19 protein-coding genes are annotated in these 18,265 nt (G+C 66.7%); 6 read left to right on the top strand and 13 right to left on the bottom strand.

Going from position 1 to position 18,265, the window contains the following annotated elements; all coding sequences use genetic code 11:
- Positions 1–20: 20 nt before the first annotated feature.
- Genes ACTXG6_RS45860 through ACTXG6_RS45850 form a run of 3 tightly spaced genes read right to left on the bottom strand, consistent with a single transcriptional unit; the run spans position 21 to position 4,127 of the window.
- The gene (locus ACTXG6_RS45860) at positions 21–2,141 is read right to left on the bottom strand and encodes an ABC transporter ATP-binding protein (protein ID WP_445185565.1); all 2,121 of its coding nucleotides are present in this window, start codon (positions 2,139–2,141) and stop codon (positions 21–23) included.
- Entirely contained in the window at positions 2,138–3,142 is a 1,005-nt protein-coding gene (locus ACTXG6_RS45855; RefSeq protein ID WP_445185564.1) for an ABC transporter permease, read from the bottom strand. Before ACTXG6_RS45855 ends, ACTXG6_RS45860 begins: the two co-directional genes overlap by 4 nt.
- A gap of 4 nt (positions 3,143–3,146) precedes the next feature.
- Positions 3,147–4,127: an ABC transporter permease gene (locus tag ACTXG6_RS45850; protein ID WP_445185563.1), complete on the bottom strand. Its 981-nt coding sequence runs from the start codon at positions 4,125–4,127 to the stop codon at positions 3,147–3,149.
- A gap of 165 nt (positions 4,128–4,292) precedes the next feature.
- Between ACTXG6_RS45850 and ACTXG6_RS45845 the strand changes: the two genes are divergently transcribed.
- The 4 genes from ACTXG6_RS45845 to ftsX all read left to right on the top strand — a co-directional run bounded on the left by ACTXG6_RS45845 (position 4,293) and on the right by ftsX (position 7,747).
- Complete coding sequence (locus ACTXG6_RS45845; RefSeq protein ID WP_445190298.1) at positions 4,293–4,808, top strand: PadR family transcriptional regulator; 516 nt, start codon at positions 4,293–4,295, stop codon at positions 4,806–4,808.
- A 107-nt stretch (positions 4,809–4,915) separates the two neighbouring features.
- Positions 4,916–6,034: a peptide chain release factor 2 gene (gene prfB / locus ACTXG6_RS45840; RefSeq protein ID WP_445185562.1), complete on the top strand. Its 1,119-nt coding sequence runs from the start codon at positions 4,916–4,918 to the stop codon at positions 6,032–6,034.
- A 69-nt stretch (positions 6,035–6,103) separates the two neighbouring features.
- Positions 6,104–6,793, top strand: coding sequence for a cell division ATP-binding protein FtsE (gene ftsE / locus ACTXG6_RS45835; protein WP_445185561.1), 690 nt, complete (start codon positions 6,104–6,106; stop codon positions 6,791–6,793).
- A 54-nt stretch (positions 6,794–6,847) separates the two neighbouring features.
- The gene (ftsX, locus tag ACTXG6_RS45830; protein ID WP_445185560.1) at positions 6,848–7,747 is read left to right on the top strand and encodes a permease-like cell division protein FtsX; all 900 of its coding nucleotides are present in this window, start codon (positions 6,848–6,850) and stop codon (positions 7,745–7,747) included.
- A gap of 435 nt (positions 7,748–8,182) precedes the next feature.
- On the opposite strand, the gene ACTXG6_RS45825 is transcribed toward ftsX, so the two are convergent.
- A complete protein-coding gene (locus ACTXG6_RS45825) occupies positions 8,183–8,977 on the bottom strand; it encodes a hypothetical protein (protein ID WP_445185559.1) in 795 nt (264 codons plus the stop codon).
- 313 nt (positions 8,978–9,290) lie between these two features.
- On the opposite strand from ACTXG6_RS45825, the gene ACTXG6_RS45820 reads away from it, so the two are divergent.
- Positions 9,291–9,836 (top strand): hypothetical protein, encoded by a 546-nt coding sequence (locus ACTXG6_RS45820; protein ID WP_445185558.1) that lies wholly within the window; start codon positions 9,291–9,293, stop codon positions 9,834–9,836.
- 238 nt (positions 9,837–10,074) lie between these two features.
- Here ACTXG6_RS45820 and ACTXG6_RS45815 read toward each other — a convergent pair whose 3' ends face one another.
- The 9 genes from ACTXG6_RS45815 to ACTXG6_RS45775 all read right to left on the bottom strand — a co-directional run bounded on the left by ACTXG6_RS45815 (position 10,075) and on the right by ACTXG6_RS45775 (position 17,287).
- Positions 10,075–10,290 (bottom strand): hypothetical protein, encoded by a 216-nt coding sequence (locus ACTXG6_RS45815; RefSeq protein WP_445185557.1) that lies wholly within the window; start codon positions 10,288–10,290, stop codon positions 10,075–10,077.
- Between the two features lie 111 nt (positions 10,291–10,401).
- Entirely contained in the window at positions 10,402–11,427 is a 1,026-nt protein-coding gene (locus ACTXG6_RS45810; protein WP_445185556.1) for a ribonuclease H-like domain-containing protein, read from the bottom strand.
- A gap of 37 nt (positions 11,428–11,464) precedes the next feature.
- Positions 11,465–14,785 (bottom strand): helix-turn-helix domain-containing protein, encoded by a 3,321-nt coding sequence (locus tag ACTXG6_RS45805; RefSeq protein WP_445185555.1) that lies wholly within the window; start codon positions 14,783–14,785, stop codon positions 11,465–11,467.
- Entirely contained in the window at positions 14,782–15,579 is a 798-nt protein-coding gene (locus ACTXG6_RS45800) for a hypothetical protein (protein ID WP_445185554.1), read from the bottom strand. Before ACTXG6_RS45800 ends, ACTXG6_RS45805 begins: the two co-directional genes overlap by 4 nt.
- The gene (locus ACTXG6_RS45795) at positions 15,576–15,806 is read right to left on the bottom strand and encodes a hypothetical protein (RefSeq protein ID WP_445185553.1); all 231 of its coding nucleotides are present in this window, start codon (positions 15,804–15,806) and stop codon (positions 15,576–15,578) included. The genes ACTXG6_RS45800 and ACTXG6_RS45795 overlap by 4 nt, the downstream gene beginning before the upstream one ends.
- Before the next feature lie 74 nt (positions 15,807–15,880).
- Positions 15,881–16,141 carry a hypothetical protein gene (locus tag ACTXG6_RS45790; protein ID WP_445185552.1) on the bottom strand — a complete coding sequence of 87 codons (261 nt, stop codon included), beginning with the start codon at positions 16,139–16,141 and terminating at the stop codon, positions 15,881–15,883.
- Between the two features lie 170 nt (positions 16,142–16,311).
- Positions 16,312–16,488, bottom strand: coding sequence for a hypothetical protein (locus ACTXG6_RS45785; RefSeq protein ID WP_445185551.1), 177 nt, complete (start codon positions 16,486–16,488; stop codon positions 16,312–16,314).
- Positions 16,489–16,494: 6 nt separating this feature from the next.
- The gene (gene ssb / locus ACTXG6_RS45780; protein WP_445185550.1) at positions 16,495–16,998 is read right to left on the bottom strand and encodes a single-stranded DNA-binding protein; all 504 of its coding nucleotides are present in this window, start codon (positions 16,996–16,998) and stop codon (positions 16,495–16,497) included.
- Positions 16,999–17,074: 76 nt separating this feature from the next.
- Positions 17,075–17,287 (bottom strand): MerR family transcriptional regulator, encoded by a 213-nt coding sequence (locus ACTXG6_RS45775; protein WP_445185549.1) that lies wholly within the window; start codon positions 17,285–17,287, stop codon positions 17,075–17,077.
- Between the two features lie 105 nt (positions 17,288–17,392).
- Here ACTXG6_RS45775 and ACTXG6_RS45770 point away from each other — a divergent pair, with 105 nt between their 5' ends.
- Positions 17,393–18,229 (top strand): hypothetical protein, encoded by an 837-nt coding sequence (locus ACTXG6_RS45770; RefSeq protein WP_445185548.1) that lies wholly within the window; start codon positions 17,393–17,395, stop codon positions 18,227–18,229.
- Positions 18,230–18,265 lie beyond the last annotated feature (36 nt).

Genomic DNA, 18,265 nt, shown 5'->3' with positions numbered 1-18,265 from the left:
TCCACTCCGCGAGCGGACCTTCACACGACCTCCCGAACGCGAGCGTGGTGACAGGCCACGTTGTGGGCGGGGCCCGCCGTGCCGTCCGGCGTCGCCTCCAGCGGCGGATCCCGCTCCAGGCACAGCTGCTGGGCCAGCGGGCCGAGTGTGGGGAACAGCGGGCAGCGGGTACGGAACCGGCAGCCCGAGGGCGGGTCCGCCGGGTTGGGCAGGTCGCCGTGCAGCAGGATGCGCTCGCGGCGGCGCTCCACCGTCGGGTCCGGCACCGGGATCGCGGAGAGCAGTGCCTGGGTGTACGGGTGGTACGGGGCACTGAATACCGAGTCCACCGCGCCGACCTCGACGAGTTTGCCCAGGTACATCACCGCAACCCGGTCGGCGAGGTGGCGCACCACGGACAGGTCGTGCGCCACGAACAGGTACGCCAGCCCCAGCCGCACCTTGAGCTCGTCGAGCAGGTTGATCACGCCGGCCTGGATAGACACGTCCAGCGCGGACACCGGCTCGTCGAGAACCAGCACCTTCGGCTCGAGTGCCAGTGCCCTGGCGATGCCGATGCGCTGGCGCTGACCGCCGGAGAACTCCGCCGGATAGCGTTCGGCGTGCTCCGGGCGCAGCCCGACCAGCCGCAGCAGCTCCCGCACCCGCTCGTTGCGCCGCTGCACCGCCATGCCGTGCACCATCAGCGGCTCGGCGATCACGTCGCCGACCGGCAGCCGGGGATCCAGCGAGGCGATCGGGTCCTGGAAGACCACCTGCAGGTCGCGCCGGATCGCCTTGCGGCCGGCCCGGTCCAGCCGGGTCACGTCCTGCCCGAGCACCTCGACGGTGCCCTCGGTCGGCTTGGTCAGCCCGAGGATCTCCATCAGGGTCGACGTCTTGCCGCAGCCCGACTCACCGACCAGCGCCAGTACCTCGCCGGCCCGCAGCTCGAAGGACACCCCGTCGACCGCGCGCACGGTGCCGACCCGGCGGCGGAACACCGCGCCCCGGGTGAGCGGGTAGTGCCTGGCCAGGTCGGTCACCTTGAGCACCACGTCCGGCTCGGTGCCGTTCGCCGACGGCGCCTGGGGGATCGCGGTGACCCCGAACAGCTCCGCCGCGTCCGGCGCCTTCGCGACCAGCTCGCCGGCGCGCCAGCAGGCGGTGCCGTGCTCGGCGGGGACGGGGCCGTCGGACCCGGTCCCCTCGATGGGCGTCAGCGGCGGCTCGTCGGCGCGGCACTGGTCCTCGGCCAGCGGGCAGCGCGGCACGAACGGGCAGCCGGGATCCAGGTCGACCATGGACGGCGGCTGCCCCTCGATCGGCACCAGCGGCTGGCGCCGGTCGGCGTCGAGGCGGGGGATGGAGCCGAGCAGACCGAGCGTGTACGGCATCCGGGGGCCGGCGAACAGCTCGTCGACCGGCGCGGTCTCCACGACCCGCCCGGCGTACATCACCTGAACCCGGTCCGCCACGCCGGCGACCACCCCCAGGTCGTGGGTGATCAGGACCAGCCCGGCGCCGGTCAGCTCGCGCGCGGTCCGCAACACGTCCAGCACCTGCGCCTGCACGGTGACGTCCAGCGCGGTGGTCGGCTCGTCGGCGATGATCAGGTCCGGGTCGTTGGCGATGGCCATCGCGATCACCACGCGCTGCCGCATGCCGCCGGAGAACTCGTGCGGGAACGCCCTGGCCCGCTCCGCGGCGCGCGGGATGCCCACCACGTCCAGCAGCTCGACCGCGCGCCGCGCGGCCTGGTCCTTGGTCAGGTCCTTGTTGTGGATCAGCAGCGCCTCGGCCACCTGGTTGCCGACGGTGAAGATCGGGGTGAGCGCGGAGAGCGGGTCCTGGAACACCATCGCGATCCGCCGGCCCCGGATCCGGGCCAGCTCGGTGTCGGAGCGCCCGAGCAGCTCCTCGCCGCGGAACCGGATCGACCCGGACACCTGTGCCTGCGGCGGCAGCAGGCCCATGGTGGCCAGCGCGGACACCGACTTGCCGGAGCCGGACTCGCCGACGATACCCAGCACCTCGCCGGCACCCACCTCGAAGCTCACCCCGCGCACCGCCCGCACCGGGCCGGCCTCGCTGGGGAAGGACACCTCAAGGCCGTCGACCCGCAGGATCGGTTCGCCGGCGGCCTCGCGGGACGGGGTCATCGGGCTCCCGCCCGCTTCGCGCGTGTGCCGGGTCGTTTACCGGGTCGTCTACCGCGGGCCCGGGTGGACGTCGGGTCCAGCGCGTCCCGCAGCCCGTCACCGAAGAAGTTCACCGAGAGCACGGTGGCCACCAACAGCCCGGCCGGGAACAGGAACAGCCAGGTGAAGGTGAGCGCGGAGTCGGTGCCCGAGGCGATCAGGGTGCCCAGCGAGACGTCCGGCGGCTGGATGCCGAACCCGAAGTAGCTCAGTGCGGTCTCGCCGAGGATCGCGCCGCCGACGCCGATGGTCGCATCGATGATCAGCAGCGATGCCATGTTCGGGATGATGTGCCGGGCAATGATCCGCCAGGCCGGCATGCCCATGAACCGCGCGGCCAGCACGTAGTCCCGCTCGCGCAGGGTCAGTGTCATGCCGCGCACGATCCGGGACGTGATCATCCAGCTGAACGCGGACAGCAGCAGCACCAGCAGCAGCCAGGACTTGCCCCGGAACCACGGGCTCAGGATCGCCACCACCAGGAACGACGGCAGCACCAGCAGCAGGTCGACCAGCCACATCAGGCCCTTGTCGGCGGCCCGGCCGAAGTAGCCGGCGGTGGCCCCGACCACCGAGGCCACCGCGGTCGAGATCACCCCCACCAGCAGGCCGATCAGCAGCGACTTCTGCAGCCCGCGCATGCACTGGGCGAACAGGTCCTCGCCGAGCTTGGTGGTACCGAACCAGTGCTGCGGGGACGGTGCCATCAGCAGCGCGGCGTCGTCCTGGGTGCGGTAGTCCCACGGATAGAGGAACGGTGAGACGAACGCGCCGACGAACAGCAGCGCCACCACCACCGCGCCGATCAGGCCCAGCCGGTTGCGCAGCAGCCTGCGCAGCACCAGCCGCCCCCGGGTCGCCGACCGCCCGGCCGCCACCTCGGCAACCGGTACCGGGCCGGCGCCGGGCTCCGGCACGGTCAGCGCGCTGCTGTCGTCCCGCTCCACGGGCAGCTGTGTCACGCGATCACCCGACCCGCACTCGTGGGTCCAACGCGGCGTAGACCACGTCGGAGAGCCATCCGGAGAACAGCACCAGTACCGCGATGAACAGCGTCACGGTGGCGATGATGTTGGCGTCCTGGTTCTGCACACCGACGATCAGCCAGTCGCCCATGCCGAACCAGCCGAAGATCCGCTCGGTGAACACCCCGCCGGTGATCAGCAGCCCGAAGCCGAACGCGAACAGGGTCGCCATCGGGATCAGCGCGGTCCGCAGCCCGTGGGTGAACAGGGCCTTTCTCCTGGTCAACCCCTTGGCCTGCGCGGTACGCAGGAAGTCGCTGCCCAGCACGTCGAGCATCGCGCTGCGCTGGTAGCGGCTGTAGACGGCGGCCAGCCCGATGGCGATCGCCACGGTCGGCAGCACCAGGTGTTGCAGCCGGTCCACCAGCAGGTCCCAGGTGCCGCCGGAGAAACCCGCGGTGGACTCACCGTTGAAGTAGAGGATCTGGGTGCCGGCGGCCTGGTTCACCGGGAGCCACAGCACCTTCAGCAGGGTGCCGATGACGAAGACCGGGGTGGACAGGATCAGGAAGGAGAACAGCGTGGTGACGTGGTCGAAGATCTTGTACTGCTTGATCGCCGCGGTCACCCCGAGCAGCACACCGGCGATCACCCCGATCACCGTGCCGGCCAGGAAGAGCCGCAGGCTGATCCCGGCCCGGCGCCACAGCTCGTCGTTGATCGGCGCGTCGGCCACGGTCTTGCCGAAGTCGCCGTGCAGCACCACCCCCTCGGCCCAGATGGCGAACCGCTGCGGGATGGGCTTGTCCAGGTGCAGCTCGACCCGCTTGGCCTCGATGGTGCTGGCCGGCGGCGGCGGCTGGCGTTGGGCGAGCGCATCCAGTGGCCGGAAGGTGGCGGAGGCGAGCGCGAACGCGAAGAAGGTGGCGATCAGCAAGAGCGCGAGGTAGTTCACCAACCTGCGGGCCAGGAATCCGGCCATGGGCGATCCGCTCCTCGTCCGTCCGGCGTCCGTCCAGCGTCACGCCCCCGCGCTGTGCCGGAGTATAAAACGCGGTGCATACCACTCATCTGAGCGGGTGGCGGCTCGTCCGGGGCACTGTGGACAGCCGCGGACGCACCGTGGCACGGTGGCGGTGTGACCGAGGTGAATGCTGTGAACGCCACGGCCGCCGCACTGCTGGGCCTGCTGCACGCCGGACCGATGACCGGGGGCCAGTTGGTTGCGGCTGCCGAGGAGCGCTACGGAGCGTTCTTCTCGGTGACCCGCAGCCAGGTGTACCGGGAGCTGCCGGGGTTGGCCGAGTCCGGGCTGCTGCGCCTGGGTGTGCGCGGTCCGAGGGCGTCGCAGCAGTACGTGCTCACGCCGGCCGGGCGGCGCGCGTTCAAGTCCTGGCTGACCACCGGCGAGGGCTCCGACCAGCTCCGCAGCCCGCTGATCCTGCGGATCCTGCACGCCGGTTCGCTCACCGTGCGGCAGCGGGGCGCGCTGGTGGACCGGGGGCGGCTGGTCTACGCCGAACGGCTGGTGCGCGCCGAGGAGGCCGTCAAGTCCGCTGACTCGTCGCCGACCGCGACGCCGTACGCGCGGGCCGTCGCCGACTTCGCGGTCGCGCACAACCGGGCCGTACTGGCGCTGCTGGACACCGTGCCGACCGGCTGATCGACGCTGTGCCGGCAGGCTGAGAGCGGCCGAATGGGCCGATCGGGTAGCGGGATGGGCCGACGGGGTCGACAGTGGGGGCGCCGGGGGTCGTACCCTGGGTCGTTGTGAACCTCGACATTCCGGCAGAGATCAAGAATTTGGACGGCACCCTCGAAAGTATCGAGGCGGTGCTGGACCTGCCCAAGCTGCGGGCCGTCGTCGAGGAGCTCTCCGAGGAGGCCGGCCAGCCCGACCTGTGGAACGACCAGGAACGGGCCCAGGCGGTCACCAGCAAGCTGTCCCGCGCACAGGCCCAGCTGCGCCAGCTCGACGACATCCGGCACCGCCTGGACGACCTGCCGGTGCTCTACGAGCTGGCGGCCGAGACCGATGGCGCCGAGGGCGAGCAGGCACTGGCCGACGCCGACGCCGAGCGCATGCGGCTGCGTAAGGACATCGGCTCGCTGGAGGTCCGCACCCTGCTCTCCGGCGAGTACGACCCCCGGGACGCGCTGGTCACCATCCGTTCCGAGGCGGGCGGGGTGGACGCGGCCGACTTCGCCGAGATGCTGATGCGGATGTACCTGCGCTGGGCGGAGCGCCACGAGTACGCGGTCGACGTCTACGACACCTCCTACGCCGAGGAGGCGGGCATCAAGTCGGCCACCTTCGCGGTACACGCCCCGTTCGGCTACGGCACGCTGTCCGTCGAGCAGGGCACCCACCGGCTGGTCCGCATCTCCCCGTTCGACAACCAGGGGCGTCGCCAGACCTCGTTCGCCGGGGTCGAGGTGGTGCCCGTGGTGGAGTCCACCGACCACGTGGAGATCGACGAGAAGGAGCTGCGGGTCGACGTCTACCGCTCCTCGGGCCCCGGCGGCCAGGGCGTGAACACCACCGACTCGGCGGTCCGGCTGACCCACCTGCCGACCGGCATCGTGGTGTCGTGCCAGAACGAGCGCTCCCAGCTGCAGAACAAGGCCAGCGCGATGATGGTGCTGCAGGCCAAGCTGCTGGAGCGGCGCCGGCACGAGGAGCAGGCCAAGATGGACGCGCTCAAGGACACCGGCTCCAGCTGGGGCAACCAGATGCGCTCCTACGTGCTGCATCCCTACCAGATGGTCAAGGACCTGCGCACGGACTTCGAGGTGGGCAACCCGGCCGCGGTGCTGGACGGCGAGATCGACGGCTTCATCGAGGCCGGCATCCGGTGGCGCCGCCAGCAGCAAACCCAGCGCGTCTGAGCGCACTACACCGTTGCGCGGCGGGTCGGCGGCCGGTCGGCCCACCCGGGGCGAGTAACCTCTGGCCCCGTGATTCGGCTGGAGAAAGTGTCCAAGTCCTACCGGACGTCGACCCGCCCAGCGTTGGATCAGGTCACGGTGGACGTCGGCAAGGGCGAGTTCGTCTTCCTGATCGGGCCGTCCGGTTCTGGCAAGTCGACGTTCCTGCGCCTGCTGCTGCGCGAGGACGTGCCCACCAAGGGCGATGTCTTCGTCGCGGACTGGAATGTGGCCAAGCTGCCCCGGCGCAAGGTGCCCCGGCTGCGCCAGCGGGTGGGCTGCGTGTTCCAGGACTTCCGGCTGCTGCAGAACAAGTCGGTCGCGGAGAACGTGGCCTTCGCCCTGGAAGTGATCGGCAAGCAGCCGCGCACCATCCAGAAGGTGGTGCCGGAGGTGCTCGAGCTGGTGGGGCTGCAGGGCAAGGCCAACCGGATGCCGAACGAGCTGTCCGGTGGCGAGCAGCAGCGCGTCGCGGTGGCCAGGGCGTTCGTGAACCGGCCGCTGGTGCTGCTGGCCGATGAGCCCACCGGCAACCTGGACCCGGACACCAGCCAGGACATCATGTTGCTGCTGGAACGGATCAACCGCACCGGGACCACCGTCCTGATGGCTACCCACGACCACTCGATCGTCGACTCGATGCGCCGCCGGGTGGTCGAGCTGGACCTCGGCCGAGTGATCCGCGACGAGACCAGGGGTGTCTACGGCGTCGGCCGCTGAACCCGGCCCGACCTGCGCCCAGCCCGCTCCCCGCCCGCTCCCCGAGAAGGCCTGATGCGCTTCAACTTCGTGTTCCGTGAGGTCGTCACCGGCCTGCGCCGCAACGTGACGATGACCGTGGCGATGATCCTGACGACCGCGATCTCGCTGGGCCTGCTCGGTACCGGGTTGCTGGCGGTGCACACCATCGACCAGACCGAGCAGCTCTACGGCGACCGGCTCGAGGTGGTCGTGTCGATGACCCTGGACGTCTCCACCCGCGACCAGGACTGCTCGCAGCCCATCTGTGCCGGGTTGCGCGACCAGCTCAAGGGCTCGCCGCTGGTGCAGTCGGTGAACTTCGAGAACCAGCAGCAGGCCTACGCCCGCTTCGAGCGGCTGTTCCAGGGACAGACGCTGGCCGGCCTGGCCCGCCCGCAGGGGCTGCCCGCGTCGCTGCGGGTCAAGCTGGTGGACCCGAACCAGACCGACGCGCTGCGCGCCCTGCTGCAGGGCAAGGTCGGTGTCGCCAGGATCACCGATCAGCGCGACGTGGTGGAGCGACTGTTCAGCTTCCTGCGCACGATCCGGGACGTGGTGTTCACGCTGGCCCTGATCGAGGTGCTGGCCGCCGCCCTGCTGATCTCGAACATGGTGCAGCTGTCGGCGTACAACCGGCGTACCGAGGTCGGCGTGATGCGGCTGGTCGGCGCGACCCGGTGGTACACCCAGCTGCCGTTCCTGCTGGAGGCGGCGGTGACCGGCGTGGTCGGTACCGCGCTGGCGGTCGGCAGCCTGCTGGTCGGCAAGGCGCTGTTCCTGGACTCGGCGATCAGCAACGGCTTCGGCGACGGTGTCATCCCGGTGATCCAGTACGGGGACATCCTGTCGGTGTCCCCGTGGCTGTTCCTGCTGGGCATCGGCATCGCGTCCATCACCGGCTACGTAACCCTCCGCCTCTACGTCCGCCTCTAGCCCGCGGGTTCCCGCAGCCCACACAGCTCCAGCGGCTCGACACAGCGGCCTGGGCCGCTGTGTGAGCGACAGACGGGCTGTGTGAGGAGGACTTGTGCACAGGGGGGCGGGTTGTGCACAGGGGGGGTTAGGGGATAAGGCTTGATCAAATGAGCCCAACCCGGACACCGTCACGTTGCGTAGCACAGGCGCGCGTAGGCACGCTGGGTAGCGGGCGAGACCGGGGCGCGGCGGGCGAGTACAGAGCGTGACAACGACCTCTGCCGCCGGTTGGCTGTCACCGTGTGTAGCGGGATGGGGAGGCCTGCCAGGTGCGCGAATGCGGCTCGGTGTGAGCGCTGGCTACGGTGACGGTGTGTAGCCAGGCAGGGCATTGTTGGCCCGCCGGGTGAGGGCCAGCCTCGGTGACGGTGTGTAGCACTGTGGTTGGTGCACTCAGACGGACGGTGATCCGCCGCGACGATGCGCGTTCCCATCGAAGTCGTAGTCCTCGGCGCCGAGGACGAGCGCGGTTTCCAGCACGAACCGATAGCAGCGCCTGAACGTCTCTTCGGTCAGGGTGTCCGTGTTCGGTCCCCGAGAGAAGTTCACCTGGGGTGGCCGCCCGTCGAGGGTGATTGGGTAGTAGGGGGTGGGGGTGTGTGCGTCGAAAAGCGCGTATGCGCGAAGGTCGACGCCGAAGGCGAGCAGCTTCTGTCGCTCATCGAGTGCAGTGAGCCACTCGACCAGGTACTTGCCGGCCGTGCTCCTGCTGGGGTCGAGCTCGCTCGGCCGGGACGGCGGCTCCGTCCTGAACAGGCTCGTGCCCTCGTACTTGACCTTGCGCTGCTCGTAGTCGCGGATCAGCCGATCGAAGGCGAGGCGTAGCTCCTCCGCCGCCTTGTCGGCATTGCCCTCGCGCCACCTCGCGGACGCCGCCTCCAGGTGCTCGCGGGCCTCGCCGTCGCGCACGAAAGCCGTCATGCTGATCGACTCGAAGTCCTGATCGAGCCCGATGCGCGAAGCGTCGGCCAGGAAGCCCATTGCCGTGCCACGGTGCCTCTCGATGGTGTTCTTGCCCGTCTCGTTGCCGTAATGCTTGAAGCCGACCCGTGCGGAGTTCAGCGCGAGCAGGGGAGCCCGGTACTGCGCGAGGTCAGGGAATTTGCCCGCCACGTCGTCGAACAGCTTGTCGAAGTCGGACTTGTTTCTCCGCGTGATGTTGTTGTGCTCGGCGGTGAGGTTGAGCACCGACTCCACCGCGTCCTGGAAGCCGTTGAGCGCCAGCGTCGCCAGCGGTAGCGGCGCCCGGCTCTGCTCCTCCGCGTGCCGCGCCTGGTATCTGATCAGGCTCAGCCACTCTCCGTGAGGCGGGGAGAGGGGCTGTGGGGCGGGTTGGGCCGGTTGACTCGTGGTCATGAACGATCACGGTAAACCGAGTGGGTTGTCGGTCCGCAGTCGCGGTCGCGGTCCGTGGCCGTCAGGCCGCGCGTCGTCGGTAACCGGGCGCCGTTCCATTGACCCGCGCAGTCATGCGGTCCGTACTCGGTAACAATGAGTCGCCATGAGCAGCGGCATCAGCCTGAGCGGCGGTCACCTCGACATCGGACCCGATGGGCACGGGCACTTCCGGGCCACCATCCCGTCGCTGTCCGACTTCAAGGGCGTCGTCGCGTATTTGAACTCCGACGCGTTGCTCTACACCCCGACGGACGGCAAGCCCCACAAGCTTCAGCTCACCGACCCGGACCCGGCGCCACCGACAACATTCCCCGCGACTGTCACGTTCGAGGTGACCGAGACACCGATTCCGCCAGGCTCACCCCGCGAGCTGATGCTCCTGCTGAGCGCGTCCGACGAGAGGCCACCGCTGCACCTCAGCGTGGTCGACTACAGCGAACCCGCGCACGGTGAGACCGGCCACCTGACGATCCTGTGCGACACCCCCAACGAGTACCAGGCCATCGTCGGCCATCTCACCACCGGTGAGGGCGGCATCCTCAAGTCCTACAGCGGCGGCGTGTGGGTACTACGCCACCAGGGCGACGACGTCGAGCCCGAAAGCACCTTCCCGAGGACGGTGCGGTTCGAGGTGCTGAGGGAGTTCTGACGCCTGCGGAACACTGGCACTTCCGGTCCGCGACGGGCAGAGTCGAGGCGTGCCCCTTCCGCCCACCACAACCGGCTGTCGCTCGGTGTGCCCGCTGTGCTGCAGTGACGGTGCGATCGCCCACTCACGGGCCGCTGTCGCGCACGACGGCCGTGAGGCACGGGGGTGGGAGACCCGATGGTGCCCGGTCTGTGAGGGCCAAGAGTGGCTGGCGGGGCTCGTCCCGCCGGTGTGACGGTCAGGCGGCTGACCCGATCACTCGGTAGGCGGTGGCCCGGCTGAGCTTGAACGAGCGGGCCAGATCGGCCACGGACTCCCCGGCGGAGTAGGCGGGACCAGTTGGCGCTCGTAGGCTGTCAGGGAGCCGAAGATGCCCGCCAGCATCCGGCCGGACGCTGGTCGGGATGCTCTCCTTGATCGAGCGCACCATGATGCCCCCGCCGATGTAGGTCATAGGCGACCCGCACGACCTCGGACAGGGAACGATCTTGTCCTCGACCGTAACCAGTCCGGGTCGCGCTTCCTTCGGATGTGCGCGCGCAGCCAGCGGGCCGCTTCTCCCACGTTAGAGGGCTTTACTTGCTGTATGTAGTAGCGCCCCAAACTTGGTCAATATCCGCTTGTACGCGCGTTCAAAGTAATCGGGGATGCATGGGCGATTCGATGGCTCACATTCGATTAAGACGCTTTCGATGACATCGTGGGGAGCCTCGGAGTGCCCGTAGCGGTGTCCGCTCGCGGCTGCGCGTAGATAATTGACCGTTGCGCATAGCTTATTGATGTCGTCGCTATTGTAGACGATAAGCTGGGCTTTCAATCGTTGGTCGCCGGTTTGCTCGTAGCGAAGGTGGATAGTCTCCGCCGCAAAGCCGTCGGTCAGGCTGGAGGTACCTACCATGCCGTAGTATTGGCTTACCTCTTTCAGGCTCAGCGTTGGGATGGGGAGCCTCAGATTCTGTTGTGCCCAATGGAAGAGGTCGATGTGGCGCGCTTCGACTTGTGCGATGATTTGTAGATCTCCCGCTCTGTTGGCAGCCTTTCTCAGGGCGGGGAGGTCTGCGCCCAGGCCGTTCCAGGTGATAATAGGTAAGTCGGAGTGAGCGGCGAGAAAATTAGCCAAATCCTTGAGCACCGCAGCTTCTCCGGCGGGGTTGCTCCACCAAAAGCACCGCAGGTCTCCATTAGGGCGGACTACTCTGGCGCCGATGAGCCAGATGTGGGACGGCGTGTATTCAGCGTCAAGGGCGATGTAGCCTTCTTGTACCGGAAATGCTGTCGCCCCTGATAAGTTTACAGGGCTGCCGGTAATCTGCGCGTGTGCGTGTTCTTGCCAGCGCCTTACCTGGGAGACGCTGAGTCGGTGAGAAGCGTCTGGTGTGGCCCCACGCAGGTTGGCGAGGATCGTGCGTGCGTCCTCGGCGACGAGTTGCTCGCATTGTGTGTACCCGGCAGCCTCCAACGCTTTTGCACGCTTCGGTCCAATGCCCCAGATCGATGACACGTGGAGTAGGGTTAGTGGTGAGGTCTCACCGCGTGGTTTTGGTGCTTCCGGTGGTGGTGCATCCATTGGGGGAACACTCGGAATATTCATTTGTGTTTCTTGTTCCTGTCAAATTTTCGAAAGTGAGCTAACGTGACGAGAATACCGCTGGCGTTCGGCTCCGGCGAGTGGTCATCCGGCGAGCGTGGCGTTTTCTGCACGCTTCGCTGGCGTACTTTCGTCGCCGCCCGATGGGTACTCCGCAGCCGCACAGGCACGTTCGTTGGCGGTGGTTGCGATGGTCACGCCAATACCCGAGAACCGACTCGAAGTCATCGTACAGGTTGGTACGCCATATGTTTTGGTATGGATTATCAACTCCCCGCTGGTTGAGGTCGGCGAGGACGGTATCAACGGCTAGCTCCGTAAGCGCGCGCAATGGCTGCGGTCGCGGTGCTGTCTTTCCAGTGCGAATTTTCTTGATTTGGGATTTACTGAGGCCAGTGTGTTCAGCCAGTTCCCCTATGGTGTAGGCGCTCAGGGGAGGAAGGATCAGACTGGTGATTGTGTCGGTGGCGTTGGTGTAGTCGGTCAGGATTTGGTCTTGGCTGCCGATGATCCCGGCGGTGATGTCGTCGAGCCGGTTGGCTTCTTTGCCGATGTGGTGCAACACGGCAAGATGCACGTCGCGCCTTTGGAGCAGGCCGACGGTGTCGGAGCGGCAGGGTCTGCCGTCAGGTCCGTTCGCTTTGTGCTCTGGGTGGCGCAGGTAGTCGTGTAGCACCTGTCGATAGGTTTTGAGTTGGACCAGATCAGCGGGCTGGTCCAGACCGTCACCATCGTCGTTTAGGTAGTTCCATCTGGCTGTGGTCGCACGGTAGGTGGGTCCGTGGGGGTCGTAGAGGTTGCGCCAGGGCAGGTCAGCCCATTTGGTGGGATCGGACTCGTAGGCGGTGATCAAGTGGAATCGGCGGGGGTCGACTCCGGGTGGGTGACCGAGCTTGGCGACGTGGCCGACCAGCAGGAAGTTGGCGGGTTTGATCTGCTGGGCGAAGGTCTTGCCTTGGTTCCATTCGGCGAAGGGTGCCCAGAGGGTGGGTGAGGACACGTTGATTTGGGTTAGCGCGGGACGGTCGAGCCATTCTGGCTCGTCGACTTCGACCCCGTGGGCATGGGAGACGATGAGGTGCCAGAATTGGCGAATCCACTCCTGATCATCCGACCTCGGGTTGGTGGGGTTGAGTAGGTGACCGAGCCCGTGCTGGGAGTGCTTGTCCCGGTCGATCTCAATAAACGGTTCGTCGGGGATGTCGGTGTCGTCGCCGGTTGAGACGATGACCGGCGTTCCGGTGTTGTCCAGTTGGTAGAGGGCGTAGCGTTTCGCCGAGATCGCATAACAGTGACCCCGAAATTCTTCCTTGAGAATGTCGGCTACGGCGCCTGGCTGGTAGGGGTTGAGCGCCTGAAACCGCGCACGGATGGCGTCGACCTGCTCGAAGGTCAGTGCGCGTACGGCGGCGCGGCCATCCGGCAGCTTGTACGGTCCGCCGGGGCAGGGCACCAGCGTGCCCCCTCGGTTGGCGACGATGGCCATGCTGTCGGTATCGGCGAACACCCACGAGCCACCGGCGTCGGTGACGCAGCGTTCGAGCATGGCCAGCATCAGCCGGGCGGCCCCGGTGATACATGCGGCGATTGGGGGAAAGCAGTACTCACCGGGGCGTTCCGGTGCATTGACTCGCTTGGTCCATCGGTGACTGTGTGCGCCGTAGACCGTGGCAGCCTGGTGTCGGCCGCGTCCGAGTTCTTCCCGGATTATCTCAGCGAACACCCCATAGCTTCCGGCATTGGCGAGCACCTTCAAAAACGCGGCCAACGTTGAGTCGCTGGTCTTGAGGCTTTGGCGCTGGGATACCACAACCGAGAAGAAATCGTCACTGTTTGGATCGACCCGTACTTGCCCCCGCAGCCGGGTCGGCTTCAGAGAAGACAGCTTCCCGCCGGATGGGACGAACCGAATCGCGCGCAACACCTGCGGTGCTCGTCGGGTCAGTAGTGTGGAGGCCACCGCGTCGGGGATCGTGTACCACAGCGGCTGGGTCGCAAACAGCGGGTTGATCCCGATGTTCCAACCCGGCTGCGGGCCGTATTGGGCGCGCACCGGCAGAATGTCGCCGTCGGGCATGATTTGAACGATGCCGACGAACTGGCGCCACGCGTCCGGGTCAAAGCAGTCGTCGAGACGGATCCGGTCGAGCAACGCTTCGAGCTCGTCGGTGGCGTCGACGACCTCGATCGTCTCAGCGATGAGCAGCTCCGACATTCCCATGAGCGCGTCGACGGTAGGATACATGCTGGTGCAATCACACAACACCACCGGCATAGGGGTCTGCCGGATACGGTCTTCGGCGCGGCCGCCATAAAACGCTGACATGGCTTGGCCAAGCACCTCGGGTGAAAACTCCGGTATGCGGTCCAGGATCGGGGTAATGCCCATCGCGTGGTAGTAGGCCTTGGCGATGGACGCGGGCGAAAACACCTTCGTGTCCTGCAATTCGATCGGATGTCGCTGGTACTCGCGAGCAACTTTTTCGTAGAGTTCGGTAGTTGCCTGCACATCGCGCCGACAGTAATCAATATATTCCCTCGTGATGCGGCCGTGCCCCCCCTCTGCGGCCACCTTGCCGTCGGTGACGCCGAAGGTCTTACACGCCGACGCCAGACGGTGTCCCTCGCTGGTCAGCCCGAAGACCATTTGACGTAAGTCCAGAAAATGCCCGCGAAACGCTGTTCCCTTCTTTCTCTTACGCTGCTGCGCGCGTGATTCGATGGCCGAGAAACCCTTGAAGGCGCGTTTCGGGTCGATCGGCTTCACCCGCACCGCTGGCCGCCAGTCAAGCGGCTGGCCTTCGGCGTCGGTCCACAGGGCGAAGGAGAACCCGCCCGCGAACTGTGTGCCACGCGCCAGGCCGGCATGCCCGGCCAGCCGCGACAGGTCGAACGGGGTGTTGAACATCACGACAGTGGCCGGTTCTCTCCGCGACCCCCGACCGGCGTAGTCGCGGTAGGCCCACCGGTGCAACCAGTCCTCGACGAACTCCGAACGCGAGCACAACCCCAACCGCCAGTCCGGCTGGCACCCCAGGTAGCCCAGGTCGACATCGGCGCGCGCCGTGCGCACGTAGTCCACCAGCAGCGCGTAGCCGACTGGGTCGGTCAGGGGCAGGTCGTCGGCATAGATCAAGCCCTCAGCGGCGGTGGTGACCGTGACCTGCCCGTCTGGCCCGATATCGACTCGGCAGTAGCGATAACAGCCGAACGTCATGGCCTGGCTGAGATCGGTCTTGGTTTCTGTATCGATGACCAAGATGTGCGCCGTGCCCCGACGGCCGGCGCCGCCCTTCCTCTTCTTGCGTGGAGTGTCGGTCCAGGCGCGCACCGCCACGGCCAGCCAATCCCCGGTACTCATGCCCCGGCCCCCTCGCTCAGGAGAGGCAGGCAGCCACTCAGCAGCTCGGCCAGCGCGACCGAACAGCCCAGTAGTTCCCGCGTGGCCTCGGCCAGCGCGCCCTCTGGGTCGGCTGACACGGTGACTGGATCGTCGAGCGTGAGCAGCGTGTCGGCCGCGTCGACGATGGAGGCCAAGGCGGCGGTGAGCAGCGTGTCGGCCCGCTCGTACGTGTGGTGGTCGGTCAGCACTGCCTCGATGCCGGCCAAGCATGCTGTCGGGTCAGCGGAGATGGCGGTGACCAGGGAATGGAGCGGGCCGTCCTCGACCGCCCCGGTCTGGTCGAGCGGGTTGACCTGCGCGGCCATGCGGGTCAACCCGCCCACGGCGGCTAGCTGATCCTTCTCGCCCGAGGCCTTCGCTGGAAGCGCGTCGGCACGTGATTGGGGCACACCAGGGTTGGGGGTCCAGCGGCCCGGCCGGTCGGGCGGTGCTCTCAGGTCCAGCAACCGGGACCAGCCCCGACCCGCCAGTGTGGCCGAGTCGGCGGCCGCCCGAGGGATGCTCGACGCGTGGCGTTGAGCGAACAGCGCCAGTACGTCGAACAGCCCAACCGCCAGCGCCCGGAGCCGGTCGACGTCGGTGCGCACGGATCCGTGCTGCAGCGCGACGCCAGACGCACGCTGCCATGGTGTGAGGTAGTCGCGGTGACACTCCAGACACGCGTCCACGGAGAGCGGGTCGTTGGCCCGCCCAGCCACGTGGTGGTCCTCCAGCGCGTCCTGGCGCGCGCAGGCGACACAAGTGCCTTTCACGACGCCACCCCACTTGCCAAGTCCGGCCCGTTGTGGTCGACGAGCTGATCGACGTCGATCTCGCCGACCAACGCGAGGTGATCAATGGTGTCGGTGTCGGTGACCAGCGCCAGGCACGGCACACTGCCGTATCCGCCGATCGCTAGGCCGACGAAGCCGCTCAGCTCCCAAGCATCTCCAGCATTGAGATAGCACCGGATCGCGTTCCAATACCGCGCCACGGTCACCCGCTCTTCTGGGTGCAACCCCTGCACTATGACCAATCCGTCAGATGTGAGGGCCCTTATACGGTCCATCAGTATCATTCCTTCTCGTAAATTGAATCGACATTGAATACGCCAATGAGTGCATAGTCGTCGATAGGATCGCGACGGGTTTCCAGCTCTAACACGGGTATCCCGTCGTATCCGCCCACCGTGGCGCCTTCGAAGCCCTGCAACGCACCAGCATCACCGGTGTCGAGGTAACGGCCTACAGCGTTCCAGTGGCTACCAACCATGGACCGGTCACTCCAGCGCAAGCCGTCCACTGAGAGCACATCGTTGGTGATGATCACCCGCATGGAAGCCATTACGGGCGACCGGAAGACGCCCGAATCGGCGCCTGGATAAGCACCGCGACCGGACCGGAGAATGGAGCCGCAGACGTAAACCGACGTGCTATGCTAGACATGTTTCAGCTATTCCTAACGGGGGCACCCGCATCAGCGTGGCGGGTGCCCCCGCCTCACGCCTACCGCACGCTTGCGGGTGATTGGTGGGATTGCTCTAATTCGGTGAGCGTCGCGCTCAGCCACTCCAACCACAGCCAGACATGGTGCAGCTCGGTATCCGTGCCTGCGTTGGGGTCGGCCAGTGCGGCAGCCAGCGCGCTACTCATCTGCCGCATCAAGGTCAGCTGAGTGGACATCGGTCGTCACTTCCGCCCAGCCGGCACCCGACGGGCCGAGCCCGCCCTGTTGCCAGCTTTGCCGTTCCGATCACTGGACTTGCCCGGCTGTATAGCCTGGTCACTCGGTGCCCCGGCACTTTCAGGCTGGGCGCTGGTGCGTTCGCGGCTGATGCGGTGCACGCTCACCGTGGCGAACCGTAAAGCCGGCCCGACCTCGTCGACGTCCAACTCGGTTACCCGACGCCGCTCGCCCTCGTCGGTCTCGAACGAGCGTTGCCGCAGCCGGCCATGCACGATCACCCGCGTCCCCTTGGTGAGCGATTGAACGACGTTCTCGGCGTGGTCCCGCCACACCTGGCAGGACTGGAACAGTGTTTCCCCATCTCGCCATTCACCAGACTCCCGATCGAACAGCCGCGGGGTAGACGCGACGGTGAACACCGCGACCGCTGCACCGCTCGACAGGTACCGCGTCTCGGGGTCATCAGTCAGATTCCCGATCAACGTCAGCATTGGATCACCGGACATGATGTTGCTCCTTTACATCGAAATGACCCGCACAGCGCGGGTAAACGGTGTGCTCTGGTGGATCTTGGCCAGTTGGTTAGCCGGTGGATGAGCCGGTGGTGGTGTGTCCTCGGCACGCCGCGAAACGCTCCACCTCGGCCTCGTCGTAGAGCCGACCCAGCGGTGTGCGGGTGCACTGCAGTCGCCCGGCGTTGCTGAGCTGGCGGATCCGTTCCGGTGAGAGGCCCAAGCGTCGCGCCACCTGGTTTCGGGTCAGCGGTGTTCCTTCAGATGGCGTTTTCTCATCCATGTGCCCAGTATGCGCGGATAGGCCGGCGGCGGACACCTATCGGTGATGGTCAAACCGGTGTATCGTCTAAGCCCGAACGATCCTTCGAACCCCGCAGGAAGCACGATGAGCAGCCACCAAGGCCAACCGGGCACCGTCGACGACCTGCTCGCCGATGCGAGCGGCGCCGGGCACAGCGTGAGCCTGCGGCTAGTACGAGACTGGGGCCATCTCGGACTGCTCGACCGGCCGTCGAGACGCCCGGCCGGTCGGCACGGCTCCCGCAAGGCGCTGTACTCGGCCAACCAACGAGGGCTGTTCCTGACGCTGCTACACCATCGCACTCGGGCGGCATCGGTGCGAGCGCTCGCGCAAGTACCGATCTATCTCTGGCTGTACTGGGGAGACGACTACGTACCTACGCGGCAGGCGCGCCGGGCAGTGGGCACCTGGTTCGGCCGCGACCACAAGACCGGTCAGGTCAATATCCGTGCCGGCCTGGCCGCGTCTCGCGCGACCGCTCGCACCTGGCTGCCTCCGCTCAACCATCCCCACGCGACGGCCGCGGCACGCCGTGAGTTGGTCGATGTCGTCGCCAGGATCGCCAACACCGGCAATACCGACCCCGGCCTTGAAATGGCTATCCGGGCTGTATTTGAGCCCGACCTGAGCCGAATAGAACGAGTACTCGGGCCACCGGAGGCCTCTCTCACCGTCGAGAGGATGGTCGATACCATCAACGTCCGATTGATCGCCGCTCAACGAATCAAACAAGATCGAATTAGTATTGGATTACTGGAAGAGGCCCGCCGTAGTCTCGGAATCTACGCACCATCCGGTCTCGTGCTACCGGTAACACGTAACCTGGCCGGCTTAGAAATAGTAGAATGGAACCTGAATAAATGCGCGCAGGACTTACTGACCAAGCTGGGTGAACTTATTCGAGACCAACCAAACGCATAAACCGGAGAACTTGGCTGAATCACACAGATGCGCCCT

The organism is Pseudonocardia sp. Cha107L01, from assembly GCF_052566575.1.
Note: the sequence above shows the minus strand (reverse complement) of the source record. Positions and strands in the feature narration are given on the sequence as shown.